The following is a 13,724-nucleotide window of genomic DNA, read 5'->3' as shown; positions in this document are numbered from 1 at the left end:
ACCCATGACGAACCACAGCACCCAGTTGCCGCTGCACGGAGTGCGTGTGCTCGAACTCGGCAACTACATCGCGGGCCCCACCGCCGGGCGACTGCTCGCGGACTTCGGTGCCGAGGTCATCAAAATCGAACGCCCGGGCACCGGAGACGAGTTGCGGAACTGGCGGCTCTACGCCGGTGACGTCTCGATGCTCTTCCGCACCATCAACCGCAACAAGAAGTCGGTGGTGCTCGACCTCAAGACGGACCGCGGCCGGGCGACCGTGCTGGAACTGGTGCGGCGATGTGATGTCGTGATCGAGAACTTCCGCCCCGGCACGCTGGAGCGCTGGGGACTGGGCCCCGCCGCCCTCGAGGAGGCCAACCCCGATATCGTGCTGGCCCGCATCTCCGCGTTCGGCCAGTCCGGGCCCCTGTCGGACCGCCCGGGGTTCGCCGCGGTTGCCGAGGCCATGGGAGGCCTGCGCCACCTGGTCGGGGAAGCAGACCGCCCGCCCTCCCGGGTCGGAGTGTCCATAGGCGATTCGATCGCGGGCCTGTACGCGGCGTTCGGCGCAGTGATCTCGCTTCTGCAGCGCGAGCGAGTCCCCGCGAAGTCGCCGTTGTCCGAGCGAACGGTGGACGTCGCCTTGCACGAGGCCGTGTTCTCGATGATGGAATCACTCGTTCCCGACTACCTCGCCTACGGCCTCGAAAGGCAGCGGGTCGGCGGCAGGATGGAGGGCATCGCCCCCACCAACGCCTACGAGTGCGGCGATGGGCACAGCGTGGTGATCGCCGGTAACGGAGACGCGATCTTCCGGCGCTATATGCGCGCCATCGAGCGTCCCGATCTCGCAGACGATCCCGGACTGCAGACCAACGCGGAGCGATGGGCACGTCGTGACGAACTCGACGGCGCGATCAGCACATGGACCAAGTCGCTTCCTCGGGACGACGTACTCAAAGCCCTCGACGCCGCAGGCGTCCCGGCGGGCCCGATCTACACCGCGGCGGACATCTGCGCGGACCAGCAGTTCGCCGCCCGCGACATGATCCAGCGGCTGCCGGTCCCCATAGCGGCCGACGAGCCCGAGGAGGTGGGATTCCCCGGCATCGTCCCGGTCCTCGGCGAGAGGTCTCTGCCTGTCCGGTCCCTGGGTCCCGACCTCGGCGAGCACACCCGACAGGTGCTCACCGAACTGCTCGGCAGGAGTGACGAGGAGACCGACGCGATCATCATGGAGATGGAGAAGAAGTGATGACTACCCCTGTGACCCTGCGTGATGTGACGCTGCGCGACGGCCTCCAGCTCACCGGCAAGCCCTTGTCCACCGACCGGAAGGTGGCCGTCGTCCGTGAACTCCTTTCGCTCGGCATCCCCAGTGTGGAGATCGGCTCGCTCGCCAATCCGACGCTCGTCCCGCCCATGGCCAACACGCTGGAGGTGATCGAGCGCCTGGAGCCGGACGAGCTCGCCCGGTCCTGGGTCTGGGTGGCCACCCCACGGCATGTCGAGAAGGCGGCCAGGGCGGGCGCGGTGAACTTTCAGTACTGCCTGTCGGCGTCCGACCGCCACAACCAGGCCAACATCGGCCGGTCGACCGAGGACAGCCTCGCGGCCATGCCGGCCGCGATCGAGCACGCGCGCTCGGCCGGCGGGCGCATCCAGCTCTGCATCGCCACGGCGTTCACCTGTCCGTTCGACGGCCTCGTTCCGGAGGAGACGGTGCTCCGGATAGCCAACGACCCCCGTACGGAGGGCGCCGAGGACATCGTGGTGTGCGACACCCTGGGGCAGGCCGTGCCGGCCCAGGTGACCAGCCTGGTCTCCGCAGTGGCAACGCGATCGCCCGCGCGACGGATCGTCTACCACGGGCACGACACGTGGGGGATGGGCGTCGCCAACTCCCTGGCCGCGGTGGCCGCCGGAGCAAGCGAACTGGACGGGGCACTCGGCGGCCTCGGCGGCTGCCCGTTCGCACCCGGTGCCAGCGGGAACGCCGCGACGGAGGACCTGCTCTTCGCACTGCGTCCCGACTGGCTGACTCCGGACACCTTCGGCACCATTGTCGAGCTGGCCGATGGGCTGTTGGCGGAACTGGACGAGCCGAACCGTTCCCGGGCAGGTCAGGCGGCGCACTCCAGCACCACCGCGTTCGAGTGGGCCGTGGCGGCACCGGATGCGCAGGCGTGCCGATGAAGTTCCTGGTGACCACCGCCATCCCGGCTCCCGGAATGCACATTCTGGAGGCTGCCGGTGAGGTGCACGTACCCGACCGGCAGTTGTCCGCGGGCGAACTGCGCCGGGAATGTTCCTCGGGGGACGTCGACGTCGTCGTCGCCCAGCTGACAGATGTGTTCGACCGGGCCGTACTGGAAGACGCGACGATCAAGGGCATATCCAACTACGCGGTCGGATACGACAACGTCGACGTGGCCACCGCCACCCGGCGCGGAATCCTCGTGGGCAACACGCCCGGTGTCCTCACCGACGCCACCGCCGATATCGCGATGCTTCTCCTGCTGGCCACGGCACGGCGTTGCGTGGAGGCGGACCGCTTCGTCCGCGCGGGGAAATACCAGGGCTGGCAGCCCGAGCTGCTTCTCGGAAGCGACGTCAGCGGTGCCACGCTCGGACTCGTCGGCTTCGGACGGATCGCCCGGGCGACGGCGGAACGCGCTCTCGGGTTCGGCATGACCGTGCGCTACACCGCACGCAGCGGACCCGTACCCGCCGAGCGGCTTGGACACCTCGCCGGTAGGGTGCAGTTCGCCGAGTGGGACGACCTGGTGCGCACCAGCGACTTCATCTCGCTGCACGTCCCGTTGACCGACGCCACACACCATCTGGTGGATGAGAAGACCCTTCGCGCCATGAAGCCGACGGCCTGCCTCGTCAACACCTCGCGCGGGCCCGTGGTGGACGAGAAGGCACTCGTCGAGGCGCTGCGCTCAGGTGAGATCGCCGGAGCGGGGCTCGATGTGTACGAGGACGAACCCGCGCTCGCCGATGGCCTCGCCGACCTGCCGAACACCACCCTCCTGCCCCACGTCGGCAGCGCCACCCGCTCGGTCCGCGCCACCATGGCCGAGGTCTGCGCGAACAACGCGGTCGCCATGGCGCGGGGAGAGATGCCGGCCCATGCGGTGAACCCGGAGGCGTGGCGATGAAGGTCGTCGTGGCGCCCGACAGCTTCAAGGGCACGTACACCGCACCACAGGTGGCCACGGCGATCGGCCGGGGACTGGCCCAGACCCCGGCCGTCCCCGTGCTCTCAGCCGGTATCGCGTGCTTCGCCGTGGCGGGCTCCGTCGGCGCGGATCTCGGGCCTCTGCGCGAGGAGTTCACGGACGTCATCGTGGCGAGCGACGAGGCAGCCATGGAAGCGGCAGGCCGGGCCATCGGACAGCGGCTCCGGGTCAGGCCGGGTACCGGCCGCCGAGCGCCCGGGTGATCTGTTCGGCATGCTCCACCACCAGATCGACCCATTCGACGCACCGCTCATAGGGCATGCGCAGCGTCGGCCCGTGGACCATGAGCGCCCCGACCAGGTCCCCGGCCGAGTCGAACACCGGGGCCGCGAGGCCCGACGCACCGTCGATGCGTTCACCGACCGTGATGGCATACCCCTCGGAACGCGTCTGCTTGATCAGCCTGCGCAGCTCGTCCTTGTCGGTCACGGTGCTCTCGGTCAGCTGCGGAAGCTCTTCCCGCAGCACGCGCTCGGTGAGATCCGGATCCCAGGCCAGCAGCACACGCCCCGACGACCCCACGGTGATGGGGGCGATCTTCCCCACCGACATCTCCCGGCGAAGGGCATGCCGGGTTTCGGCGACCGCGATGCACACCCGCTGGGTGCCTTCGGAGCGGAAGAAGCACGCGGTTTCCCCGGTCTGGTCGCGGAGGTCCTTCAGGGCGGGGTTGACCACGTGGAGGATGTCGAGGTCCTTTGCCGCGGCAGCCGCCCAGTAGGCCATCTTCACCCCGATCCGGAACGTATCCTCGGAGCGGTCGAGAAACCCGTGCGCGACCAGGTTCGTCACCAGGCGTTGCACGGTCGAGGCAGGCAGTCCGGTCTGCTGCTGGATCTCGCGCAAGTTCATCGCGGGCTGGGTCAGTGTGAAAGCGTTGAGGATCTCGGCGATCTTTCCCAGGACGAGCAGCGGCGCCTGCTTCGACCCTTCGTTCGCCACCGTGGCGGACTTACCTCGGACTGCCATGCGCATAACGATACGACAGGAGAAACGGGTGGCTGAGCACAGTGGGACAGGCATCGTGGGCGCATCGGATGTGGTCGCGGCCGCCCGGCGGTGCGCGGAGGTGATCCGGCCGAGCCCTTTGCACCGCAGCGAGCGGCTGTCCGCGCGGTACGGATTCGACGTGTGGCTCAAGCGCGAGGATCAGCAGGCCGTACGGTCGTACAAGGCACGCGGCGCCTACAACCTCATCGCACAGCTGTCCGCGGAGGAGCGTCGGCGCGGTGTGGTCTGCGCGAGCGCCGGGAATCACGGCCAGGGCGTCGCACTGGCCTGCGCATCCCTGGGCGTGCCAGCCCGGGTGTATCTGCCGAGGACGACACCCCGGCAGAAACGGGATCGGGTGAGGACACTCGGCGGCGAGCACGTCCACATGATCGTCGAGGGCGACACCTACGACGATGCCGCCGCTGCGGCGATCGAATACACCCGTGCTTCCGGAGCGACGCTCGTCCCCGCCTTCGACGACCCGCGCACCATCGCAGGACAAGGCACCGTGGTGAGCGAAGCCGTCGAGCAGCTCGGCCGTGCTCCGGATGCGGTGATCCTCCCCGTCGGCGGTGGCGGCCTGCTCGCGGGCGCCATCGCCTGGCTCCGTGAGACACACCCGACCGTCCAGGTGATCGGGGCCGAACCGCAGGGTGCGGCGGGTATGGCAGCGGCGCTGGCCGCCGGAGGTCCCGTCACGTTGTCGGAGCTCGATCCCTTCGTCGACGGCGCAGCCGTACGCACGGTCGGCAGACACACCTACGCGGTCGTCGCCCGGCAGCCGCCTCGTCTGCTCACGGTGCCGGAAGGCCGGGTCTGCGTGGAGATGCTCGACCTCTACCAGTCCGACGGCATCATCAGCGAGCCGGCGGGCGCCCTGGCCTCCGCCGCGCTCGACCGCGATCTCGGCCTGGAGCCCGGCGCGACGGTCGTGTGTGTCGTCTCGGGCGGCAACAACGACGTGAGCAGGTACGCCGAGATCGTAGAGCGCGCACTGCTCTTCGAGGGACGCAAGCACTACTTCCTCGTCGAGTTCCCGCAGGAACCGGGTGCACTGCGATGGTTCCTCGACGTCGTGCTGGGGCCGGACGACGACATCACCCTCTTCGAGTACATGAAGCGAAACAACCGCGAGACCGGCCCCGCACTGGTGGGCATCGAACTCGGTGCGCCTGACGGCCTCGAACCGCTGCTGGAACGCATGGCAAAGGCCCCGCACCGGATCGAGCGCGTCCCTCCGGACAGCCCGCTCTTCACGTTCCTGACCTGACATTCCGCGCCCGGTGGGACGAGCCCGCCGCCACGGACAGCATGGGCCTCCAGGGAGCGGAGGCCGGCGTCGCCCTGATCACCGTCCGCGTTGCCCAGTGAACCCTCGGCCCCGACCGGACAGCACATCGGTGGCTGCTCCGGCAGACCAGCCACCGATGTCCTGTCCTCTTCGGCGAGCTGATGATCCTCCGGGAGGCTGGAGCCCTCCCGGAGTGCGCGCCTCAGCTGAGGTAGTTACTGAGTTCGATCAGATTCTGGTCCGGGTCGCGCAGATACACACTGATGATCGGCCCGGTGGCTCCCGTTCGTTCGACTGGTCCTTCCTCCACCGTCACCCCCAGGTCGGCCAGTTCCCTCAGCACGCGGTCGATGGGTTCGTCGACGACGAGGCACAGATCAGCACTCCCCGGGGTGGGGTGCCGGGCCTTGGGCTCGAACTCCTTTCCGGCCTGATGCAGATTGATCTTGCTGCGCCCGAAGGACAGCGCGCGGCGGCCGCCTTTGAAGGTGACCGGCGCCATGCCCAGGACACGCGTGTAGAAGTCGACCGTTGTATCGATGTCGGCCACTGTGAGCACCAAATGGTCGAGACGCTGTATCCGCATCGTTCGCCACCTCTCCACTTGTCCGTTTCTCCTGCTGGATGTCAACGCATCCCGGAGCCGCCGCGCCGCCCCGATCAGGAAAGTGCCGCCCAGACGGGTGACGTCAGTACGCCTGTCGTTGTCGATGACGATGACCGATCCCGGCGGGCCCGCCGGGGCGGGATCACGGTGCGGTGCGGGGCTCTCCGGCCCGGGCCAGAACAGCCCGTGCGCGCTCGAGGACCGGCCGGTCGACCATCTGCCCGTCGATCGCGGTCACCGAGTCACCGGCGTCGAGGACACGGCGTGCCCAGCGCAGTTCGCCGTGGGTGGGGGCGAACCCGTCGGCGACGGGCCGTACTTGAGCGGGATGGATGCAGAGCTTCCCGGTGAACCCCAGGCTCCGGGCGTGCGCGGTGTCCGCGCGGAGGGGCTCGGGATCCCGTACGGCGGTGGTGACGCCGTCGACGGGCGGGTGGCCGCCCGCCGCGGCGGAGGCGAGGACCAGCCGGGAGCGGGCGTACGTCAGGGCCGTGTGGTCGTCGGGGGCGACGCCGAGCTGAGCGGCCAGGTCGACGTTGCCGAAGGCGGCGCGCACCACACCGGGAACGGCGCACACCTGGGGGGCCCGCTCGATGCCGAGGGCCGTTTCGACCAGCGGGATCAGCGGGCAGCGCCCGGCCGTGCGCGTGGCGATCTCCGTGAGGACGGCCGGCTCCTCGGCCTTGGGCACCATGAGGGTGCAGCCGTGGTCGGCCGCCCGTGCCAGGTCCGCCTCGAACCAGGGGGTGCCGGGCGGATTGACCCGTACGACGGCGCGGTGGCCGAGGGCGAGCCAGGCGGCGGCGTTGTCGCGGGCCGCTTCCTTGTCGCCGGGGGCGACGGCGTCCTCCAGGTCGATGATGACCAGATCGGCGCCCGAGGAGGCTGCCTTGGCGAAGCGGTCGGGCCGGTCGCCGGGGACGAAGAGCAGGGTGCGTGCGGCGGCGACGCGATCGCTGTCCGGGTGGCTCATGCGAAGGCCACCTCGGCGGTGGCGTGCCGGACCTCGCGGTGCGTGGCGATGCGCAGCCGGGCGTGTCCGTCGTCGGCGGAGCCGTCGGCGAGGAGGTGCTCGCCGGCGAACGCGGGCCGGTGCAGCCGGTAGGACAGCGACCGCACCTGCCGTTCGGGGGCGTTCCTGCGGACCAGCTCCAGCATGAGCAGGGCCAGCAGCGGGCCGTGGACGACGAGGCCGGGGTAGCCCTCCACATCGCGGACGTACGGGGTGTCGTAGTGGATGCGGTGGGCGTTGGCGGTGAGCGCGCTGAACCGGAACAGCAGGGTCTCGGCCGGCTGAAGACGCAGCTGCCACGGGCCCTCGGGCTCCGCTGCGGCCGAGTTGTCGAGCGTGCCCGGGTGCCGGGGCGGGGAGCCGTCGCCCGACCGGTAGACGATGTCCTGCTCCTCCACCAGGCAGACCCGGCCGTCCTGCCGGAACTCCTGGCGTTCGGTGACGAACAGCAGCTCCCCGCTGCGGCCCTGCTTGGGAGTGATGGCGGCCAGGCTGCTCGTGCGCCCGGCGGGCTCACCGAGGCGCAGGGGCTGGATGATCTCGCACCGTCCGCCGGCGAACATGCGGCGCCGGTCGGGGATGGGCGGCAGGAAGCGGGCGTCGCGCAGATGCCCGTCCTGGCCGAGGGCCTGCTGGGGCGCCCAGTGCAGGAAGTACAGCCACTGCCACAGTGGCGGAAGGGGGTCACCGGACTTGGCGGCGGTGCCGGGGAGGTCCAGCAGTGCCGACAGGGCCGCTGCCGGACCCGGCGGCAGGGCGTCCTCGTCGGACACCGGTTCGGGATGCCATGACTCCACGTAGGAGGCGAGGGAAGCGGGCATGGGCGTCGTCGTTTCCTTGTCGGCGAGTGGTCAGGTCAGTGGAGCGGTCGTCGGTGAGGCGGGCGTTGCGGGGGCCGTCCCCGCCTCCTCCAGCAGGGAGGTGCGGGACGGCTCGCGCACGGCAAGGGTGGCCAGGAAGGTCAGGGCGATGCACGCGGTGACGTACCAGAAGAACACGGTCTCGTGCCCGTCCTTCTTCAGGGCCAGCGCGATGGGTTCCGTCAGCCCGCCGAAGGTGGCGGTGACCAGGGCGTGCGGCAGGCCGACGCCGAGGGCCCGGACCTTGGTGGGGAACATCTCGGCCTTGATGATGGCGGCCAGCGCCGAGTACCCGCTCACGAAGGCCAGGGCGAGAGTCATCAGCAGGAAGGCGAGCCATGGATTGCGGATGTGCCCGAGGGCGGTCATGACGGGGACCGTCAGGAGCATGCCGCCGACGGAGAAGACGAACATGACCGGGCGTCGGCCCACCCGGTCGGACAGGGCGCCCGCGACCGGCTGGAGCAGCATGTAGACGAACAGGGCGGCGAAGCCGATGAGGGAGACCGTCGACTTCGGGATGCCCGCGGTGTTCACCAGGTACTTCTGGAGATACGTGGTGTACGTGTAGAAGGCGACGGTGCCGCCGATGGCGAGCCCGAAGACGGCCAGCAGCTGACGCGGGTACTCGGTGCAGAGGGAGTGCAGGCCCTTGCGTTCGTGTGGTGCGGCGACCTTTGCCTTCTCCTGCCGGAAGTGTTCCGACTCCTCCATGGAGCGGCGCAGGTACATCACGACCAGTCCGGCCAGAGCGCCGATCACGAAGGGGATTCGCCAGCCCCAGCTCTCCAACTGCCCTTCGGTGAGCGTGTTCTGCAGGACGATCGCCACCAGCAGGGCGGCGAGCTGGCCGAGCACGATGGACACGTACTGGAAGCTGGAGTAGAAACCGCGCCGGCCCGCGGGGGCGACTTCGGCGAGGTAGGAGGCGCTGGAGCCGAACTCGCCGCCCACGGAAAGCCCTTGGAGCAGGCGCGCCAGGACCAGGAGGACGGGAGCCCACAGGCCGATGACGGCGTGGCCGGGGGCGAGGGCGATGGTGAGCGAGCCGGCACTCATCAGGGTGACCGACAGGGTCAGGGCGCGGCGGCGGCCGTACCGGTCGGCATAGGCGCCGAGCAGCCAGCCGCCGAGGGGGCGCATCAGGAAGCCGACCGCGAACACGACGGCGGAGGAGAGGAGTTGGGCCGTGGCATCGCCCTCGGGGAAGAACACGGCGGCGAAGTAGATGCTGAACGTGGCGTACGCGAACCAGTCGTACCACTCGATCAGGTTGCCAAGGCAGCCGCGTATGACGTTGGCCGTGACATGGGAGCGTGCGGGGGCGGAGGGGGTGCGGCTCTGCGACATGAAAAGCTCCGTTGCTCTTGTCGCGATGGGGAACGGGGCGTGCGGGTCCTCTCAGCGCAGGACGAAGGGGTTGCCGGTGGGCGCGCCGGTGTTGATCCAGACGGTCTTGTCCTCCAGGTAGGAGGTGATGGCGGCGATGCCGTTCTCGCGGCCGAGGCCGGAGTCCTTGAAGCCGCCGAAGGGCGCGAGATAGCTGACCGCGCGGTAGGTGTTGATCCAGACGGTGCCGGAGCGGATGCGGTCGGCCATGCGGAAGGCGCGGCCGATGTCGCCGGTCCACACGCCGGCGCCGAGGCCGTAGCGGCTGTCGTTGGCGATCTCGACCGCCTCGTCCTCGTCCTTGAAGGGGATGACGGAGAGGACGGGTCCGAAGACCTCTTCCTGGGCGATGCGCATGCTGTTGCGTACGCCGGTGAAGACGGTCGGCTCGACGAACCACCCGCCGCGGTCGGCGGCCTTGCCGCCCAGGGCGAGCCGGGCGCCCTCCTGCTGCGCGATGTCGATGTAGTCGAGGACTTTGGCGTACTGGGCGGGTGTGGTGATCGGCCCCACCTGGGTGTTCTCGTCCATCGGATCGCCCATCCGGGCCGTGCCCGCGAGGCCCAGCAGGCGGTCCACGACCTCGTCATGCGCGTTCTGCTGCACCAGGAGGCGGGAGCCGGCGATGCAGGTCTGGCCGGTGGCGGCGAAGATGCCGGAGACGGCACCGCCCGCGGCGGCCTCCAGGTCGGCGTCGGCGAAGACGATGTTATGGGATTTGCCGCCCAGTTCGAGGCTGACGTGCTTGAAGTCCCGGGCGGCGGTCTGGTTGATGTGTCGGCCGGTGGCGTCCGAACCGGTGAAGCTCACCTTGCGGACCAGGGGGTGCTCGACGAGCGCGGCCCCGACGTCCTGGCCGGAGCCGGTGACGACGTTGACCACGCCGGGCGGCAGCCCCGCCTCGCGGAAGAGCCGGGCCAGTTCCAGGGTGGAGGCGGAGGTGAACTCCGACGGCTTGACCACCACCGTGCAGCCCGCTGCCAGGGCCGGAGCGATCTTCCAGGCCAGCAGCAACAACGGGGAGTTCCATGGCGTGATGACCGCGACGACCCCGACGGGCTCCTTCTTCGTGTAGGCGAAGTAGCCCTTCTTGTCCAGCGGCGGAACGGTGCCCTCGATCTTGTCGGCGAGCCCGCCGTAGTAGTGGAACCACTCGGGAACGTAGGCGATTTGGCCGTACATCTCGGTGAACAGCTTGCCGTTGTCGCGCACTTCGACCTGGGCGAGGTGGCGGCTGTGGGCGGTGATGGTGTCGCCGAGCCGGCGCAGCAGGGCGCCGCGCGCGCTGGCGGTCAGCTCGGCCCAGGGGCCGGTGTGCAGGGCGCGGTGGGCGGCCCGGACAGCGTCGTCGACGTCCTGCGCGGTGCCCTTGGCGATCTCGGCCCATGGCGTGCCCAGGTAGGGGTTGTCGGTGGGGAACCACTCGCCGCCGTCGGCCTTGCGGCTCTCGCCATCGATGAACAACTCGTAGCGTTTCATGGGGAATCCCGCCGATTCAGAAGGTGCTCAGGCCGAGGGCTGCGCGGAAGTTGTTCTTGTTGGCGACGCCGTCGCGGGGCGGCAGGGCGCGAGGCGGTTCGTCGGTGGCGATGAGGACTTGCGCGTACGTCGTCGCCGTGCGCGCCTTGATGCGTGCGGCCAGGTCGTCCGCCTGGGCGGGGCCGGTGACGCGTACGGCGTCGCGGATGCCGAAGCCCCGGGCGACGGCGACGAGGTCGGTGCCGAGGCCGGTGTGGCTCGGCTGCATGCCGGTCTCGCCGAAGTGGGCGTTGTCCAGGACGACGAGGGTGAGGTTGGGCGGGAGTTTGGCCCCGATGGTGGCCAGTGCGCCGATGCCCATGAGGTGCTCGCCGTCACCGGTGAGGGCGACGACCGGCCGGTCGGGCTGGGCGAGGGCCAGACCGAGGGCGAGGGGTGCGGCGGCGCCCATGGCGCCCCACAGGTAGAAGTTGGTGGGGCGGTCGCCGGCGGCGAACACGTCGTAGCTGGGGGAGCCGAGGCCGGTCACCACCAGGGCGTCCTCGGGGAGGCGGGCGATCAGGCCGGCGACGAAACGGCGCCGGTCGAGGCGGGGCAGGGTGTCGGCGGCGGTCATCAGTCGCGCTCCCACTTCTTGCGGCCGATCAGCTTCTGTCCGAGCAGGACGGCGACGCGCTCGCCCGCCTCGAACACCGAGTCCAGCGCCGCCTCGACGGTCTCCTCGACCTCTTCGGGGGTGTCGGCGCGCAGGACGGTGATGCCCATGAGTTCCAGGGCCTGCTGGGTGGTACGGCCCATGGGGCCCTGCCACGGGTTGAACTCGGCGTACTCGCCACGCATGGTCACCAGCGTCAAGAAGGGGAACCGGCACATCTCCAACAGGGAGAACATGTTGACGCAGTTGCCGACCCCGCTGCTCTGCATCAGCAGCACGGCGCGCTGCCCGCCGAGCCACGCCCCGGTGACCACGCCGACGCCCTCTTCCTCGGTGGTCAGCACCACGTCGTGGATGGCGGGATCCCGCTGCGCCTCACGGATGGTGTGGGAGTGGCCGGCGTCCGGTACGTAGGCGATCTGCTGGATGCCGCGCTTCTTCAGGGTGGCGAAGACGTCCACTTGCCAGGAGGGTGGCACGGGAGCGGGTGGTGTCTCGTTCATGCCGCACATCGTGATTGCTGATGGCCGGCATTGAACAATAGAAAGGCGTGATCCTGGTATGCCCGGCCCGTATGGCTACACCTCCGACTGCACCCCCGGTCGGACACCGCCGTCGAGGAACGCGCCGACGATCGCGCCCGCCGGCGCACGGCACTCTTCGAAGTAGGCGTGAGGAGCGCCCGGGAAGACGTGCGCCCGTGCGTCGGGGATGCGGGCGGCGAGCAGGGGGAGGTTGTCCACCGGAGTTGAGGCGGTCCCGGTCGCCGTGGAGGATCAGTGTGGGGGCGCTGATGGCGGGAAGTACGTCCCAGGCGTCGTGCTGGTTGCTGGCCAGCAGATGGCCGCGTCGGGCGTGCGGGGGCATATAGGGGTCACCGAGGGTGGTGTACGGGCCAGGGTGGCCGGCGAGCCAGTCGGGGGAGTACATGAGGTCGATCAGGGCCTGCCGTACCGCCTCCGGGTCGGGCTGGGCCAGCGCTCGCCGTACCGAGGCGTCCCGTTCGACGGCGTGCTCGCCACCGGGGGAGGTGCACCCGAGGACGAGCCGGTTGTTCGCCTGTCCGGCGAGGAGCACGAGCGGCGGCCCGTCGCCCTGCCGCTGGCAGGCCAGTGCGGTGCCGTCCCCGGCGTGGGCGACGGCGTGTTGACATCGGGTGGTGGGGGTCATGGGGGCTCTGTGATGGGGGGCGATGTCACTCGCCCGGTGACGGGGACTGCGTCTGCTGCGCGGAAGGCCATCTGCCCTGGTCCACGGCCATGTCGATCTGCCGTACGAGTTCGCGCGCGACGGCCTCCACCGCGGGCGGCGTCCGTCCGGACCGCGGAGTGGCCAGCACGATCGACCGCCACACATCGGGCTCGCACAGCGGCGCGGCGCTCAGCGTGCCGTTCGCGACGTCCTCGGCGATGCCCACCCCCGGCAGGACGGTCCACCCGTGTCCGGCCAGGACCAGCTGTTTCTGGACGCGCATGGAGTTGGTCTGCACGACGACGTCCATGGACACCCGGGCCCGCGCCGCGGCGGCGTCGATCAGGGCGCGCAGGGCGTGGCCGGACGCGGGCATGACGAGTCGATGGGCCGCCGCCTCGGCGAAGGGCACGGGACGGTCGGCCCGCAGCCCGGCCGTCGCAGGAGCGGCCACCCACAGGCGCTCCCGCACCAGCGGACGGGCGTTGAGCGACGGGGTGCTGTCCAGGTTGTACAGCAGGGTCAGGTCCAGGTCCCCGTCGTCGAGCCACTGCTGGAGGTGCCCGGAGTAAGCCGTCATCAGGCGCAGTTCGATGCCGGGGTGATCCCGTGCCAGGGCCGAGACGAGAGGCTCGGCCAGCAGATCGCTCGTACTCTCCAGCAGGCCGGCGGTGACGATCCCGGTCACCGCGCCGGGGGCGGGCAGGACCTCGGCGCGGGCCCGCTCCAGTTCGTTCAGGGCCCGCCGCGCCCGGTCCACCATGATCCCCCCGGCTTCGGTGGGCCGCATGCCCTGCCGGGTCCGCTCGAAGAGCGGGACGCCGAGCTCCTGCTCCAGGGTGCGGATCTGCCGGGTCACGGCGGGCTGCACGAGGTGCAGCAGCTCCGCGGCCCGGGTGACACTGCCCACCTCGGCGACCGTGACGAGCGCCTTGAGCTGTTTGATGTCCACGGCTCTCCACCACCATCCGCACCGGGCATGATTCCATCAAGAATTGCTATTTCACTCATCCA

General features: G+C 70.0%; 15 protein-coding genes. 5 read left to right on the top strand and 10 right to left on the bottom strand.

Going from position 1 to position 13,724, the window contains the following annotated elements; translation table 11 throughout:
- The first annotated feature begins 4 nt into the window (after positions 1 to 4).
- From ACH4U7_RS22705 to ACH4U7_RS22690, 4 genes are read left to right on the top strand one after another with little or no spacing between them, the layout of a single operon-like run.
- Positions 5 to 1,240: a CaiB/BaiF CoA transferase family protein gene (locus ACH4U7_RS22705; protein ID WP_398529669.1), complete on the top strand. Its 1,236-nt coding sequence runs from the start codon at positions 5 to 7 to the stop codon at positions 1,238 to 1,240.
- A complete protein-coding gene (locus ACH4U7_RS22700; protein ID WP_398529668.1) occupies positions 1,240 to 2,181 on the top strand; it encodes a hypothetical protein in 942 nt (313 codons plus the stop codon). Before ACH4U7_RS22705 ends, ACH4U7_RS22700 begins: the two co-directional genes overlap by 1 nt.
- Positions 2,178 to 3,152, top strand: coding sequence for a 2-hydroxyacid dehydrogenase (locus ACH4U7_RS22695; RefSeq protein ID WP_398529667.1), 975 nt, complete (start codon positions 2,178 to 2,180; stop codon positions 3,150 to 3,152). Before ACH4U7_RS22700 ends, ACH4U7_RS22695 begins: the two co-directional genes overlap by 4 nt.
- Entirely contained in the window at positions 3,149 to 3,436 is a 288-nt protein-coding gene (locus ACH4U7_RS22690; RefSeq protein WP_398529666.1) for a glycerate kinase, read from the top strand. The genes ACH4U7_RS22695 and ACH4U7_RS22690 overlap by 4 nt, the downstream gene beginning before the upstream one ends.
- Here ACH4U7_RS22690 and ACH4U7_RS22685 read toward each other — a convergent pair.
- Positions 3,402 to 4,202: an IclR family transcriptional regulator gene (locus tag ACH4U7_RS22685; RefSeq protein ID WP_398529665.1), complete on the bottom strand. Its 801-nt coding sequence runs from the start codon at positions 4,200 to 4,202 to the stop codon at positions 3,402 to 3,404. The two genes, ACH4U7_RS22690 and ACH4U7_RS22685, sit on opposite strands and share 35 nt — an antisense overlap.
- Before the next feature lie 28 nt (positions 4,203 to 4,230).
- On the opposite strand from ACH4U7_RS22685, the gene ilvA reads away from it, so the two are divergent.
- On the top strand, positions 4,231 to 5,496 hold the full coding sequence (ilvA, locus tag ACH4U7_RS22680) for a threonine ammonia-lyase IlvA (RefSeq protein ID WP_398529664.1): 1,266 nt from the start codon (positions 4,231 to 4,233) through the stop codon (positions 5,494 to 5,496).
- 223 nt (positions 5,497 to 5,719) lie between these two features.
- Here the strand turns inward: ilvA and ACH4U7_RS22675 are convergent, their stop codons facing one another.
- The 9 genes from ACH4U7_RS22675 to ACH4U7_RS22635 form a co-directional block, all read right to left on the bottom strand.
- Positions 5,720 to 6,103, bottom strand: coding sequence for a VOC family protein (locus ACH4U7_RS22675; protein ID WP_398529663.1), 384 nt, complete (start codon positions 6,101 to 6,103; stop codon positions 5,720 to 5,722).
- 163 nt (positions 6,104 to 6,266) lie between these two features.
- Positions 6,267 to 7,097, bottom strand: coding sequence for an HpcH/HpaI aldolase/citrate lyase family protein (locus ACH4U7_RS22670; RefSeq protein ID WP_398529662.1), 831 nt, complete (start codon positions 7,095 to 7,097; stop codon positions 6,267 to 6,269).
- Complete coding sequence (locus ACH4U7_RS22665) at positions 7,094 to 7,957, bottom strand: hypothetical protein (protein ID WP_398529661.1); 864 nt, start codon at positions 7,955 to 7,957, stop codon at positions 7,094 to 7,096. The genes ACH4U7_RS22670 and ACH4U7_RS22665 overlap by 4 nt, the downstream gene beginning before the upstream one ends.
- Positions 7,958 to 7,987: 30 nt before the next feature.
- Complete coding sequence (locus tag ACH4U7_RS22660) at positions 7,988 to 9,346, bottom strand: MFS transporter (RefSeq protein ID WP_398529660.1); 1,359 nt, start codon at positions 9,344 to 9,346, stop codon at positions 7,988 to 7,990.
- 51 nt (positions 9,347 to 9,397) lie between these two features.
- Complete coding sequence (locus tag ACH4U7_RS22655; protein ID WP_398529659.1) at positions 9,398 to 10,864, bottom strand: aldehyde dehydrogenase; 1,467 nt, start codon at positions 10,862 to 10,864, stop codon at positions 9,398 to 9,400.
- A gap of 16 nt (positions 10,865 to 10,880) precedes the next feature.
- Positions 10,881 to 11,480 (bottom strand): thiamine pyrophosphate-dependent enzyme, encoded by a 600-nt coding sequence (locus tag ACH4U7_RS22650; RefSeq protein ID WP_398529658.1) that lies wholly within the window; start codon positions 11,478 to 11,480, stop codon positions 10,881 to 10,883.
- Positions 11,480 to 12,022 (bottom strand): phosphonopyruvate decarboxylase, encoded by a 543-nt coding sequence (locus tag ACH4U7_RS22645; RefSeq protein ID WP_398529657.1) that lies wholly within the window; start codon positions 12,020 to 12,022, stop codon positions 11,480 to 11,482. Before ACH4U7_RS22645 ends, ACH4U7_RS22650 begins: the two co-directional genes overlap by 1 nt.
- A gap of 75 nt (positions 12,023 to 12,097) precedes the next feature.
- Positions 12,098 to 12,262 carry a hypothetical protein gene (locus tag ACH4U7_RS22640; protein WP_398529656.1) on the bottom strand — a complete coding sequence of 55 codons (165 nt, stop codon included), beginning with the start codon at positions 12,260 to 12,262 and terminating at the stop codon, positions 12,098 to 12,100.
- Positions 12,263 to 12,714: 452 nt separating this feature from the next.
- The gene (locus ACH4U7_RS22635; protein ID WP_398529655.1) at positions 12,715 to 13,662 is read right to left on the bottom strand and encodes a LysR family transcriptional regulator; all 948 of its coding nucleotides are present in this window, start codon (positions 13,660 to 13,662) and stop codon (positions 12,715 to 12,717) included.
- Positions 13,663 to 13,724 lie beyond the last annotated feature (62 nt).

The sequence above is a fragment of the Streptomyces sp. NPDC020845 genome (assembly GCF_044334165.1).
Taxonomy (GTDB): Bacteria; Actinomycetota; Actinomycetes; order Streptomycetales; family Streptomycetaceae; genus Streptomyces.
Note: the sequence above shows the minus strand (reverse complement) of the source record. Positions and strands in the feature narration are given on the sequence as shown.

Coding starts and splice junctions, on each gene's coding strand:
- ACH4U7_RS22685 (WP_398529665.1), bottom strand. CDS start 4,202: ATGGCAGTCCGAGGTAAGTCCGCCACGGTGGCGAACGAAGGGTCGAAG.
- ACH4U7_RS22655 (WP_398529659.1), bottom strand. CDS start 10,864: ATGAAACGCTACGAGTTGTTCATCGATGGCGAGAGCCGCAAGGCCGAC.
- ACH4U7_RS22645 (WP_398529657.1), bottom strand. CDS start 12,022: ATGAACGAGACACCACCCGCTCCCGTGCCACCCTCCTGGCAAGTGGAC.
- ACH4U7_RS22660 (WP_398529660.1), bottom strand. CDS start 9,346: ATGTCGCAGAGCCGCACCCCCTCCGCCCCCGCACGCTCCCATGTCACG.
- ACH4U7_RS22690 (WP_398529666.1), top strand. CDS start 3,149: ATGAAGGTCGTCGTGGCGCCCGACAGCTTCAAGGGCACGTACACCGCA.
- ACH4U7_RS22705 (WP_398529669.1), top strand. CDS start 5: ATGACGAACCACAGCACCCAGTTGCCGCTGCACGGAGTGCGTGTGCTC.
- ACH4U7_RS22675 (WP_398529663.1), bottom strand. CDS start 6,103: ATGCGGATACAGCGTCTCGACCATTTGGTGCTCACAGTGGCCGACATC.
- ACH4U7_RS22670 (WP_398529662.1), bottom strand. CDS start 7,097: ATGAGCCACCCGGACAGCGATCGCGTCGCCGCCGCACGCACCCTGCTC.
- ACH4U7_RS22700 (WP_398529668.1), top strand. CDS start 1,240: ATGACTACCCCTGTGACCCTGCGTGATGTGACGCTGCGCGACGGCCTC.
- ACH4U7_RS22665 (WP_398529661.1), bottom strand. CDS start 7,957: ATGCCCGCTTCCCTCGCCTCCTACGTGGAGTCATGGCATCCCGAACCG.
- ACH4U7_RS22650 (WP_398529658.1), bottom strand. CDS start 11,480: ATGACCGCCGCCGACACCCTGCCCCGCCTCGACCGGCGCCGTTTCGTC.
- ACH4U7_RS22695 (WP_398529667.1), top strand. CDS start 2,178: ATGAAGTTCCTGGTGACCACCGCCATCCCGGCTCCCGGAATGCACATT.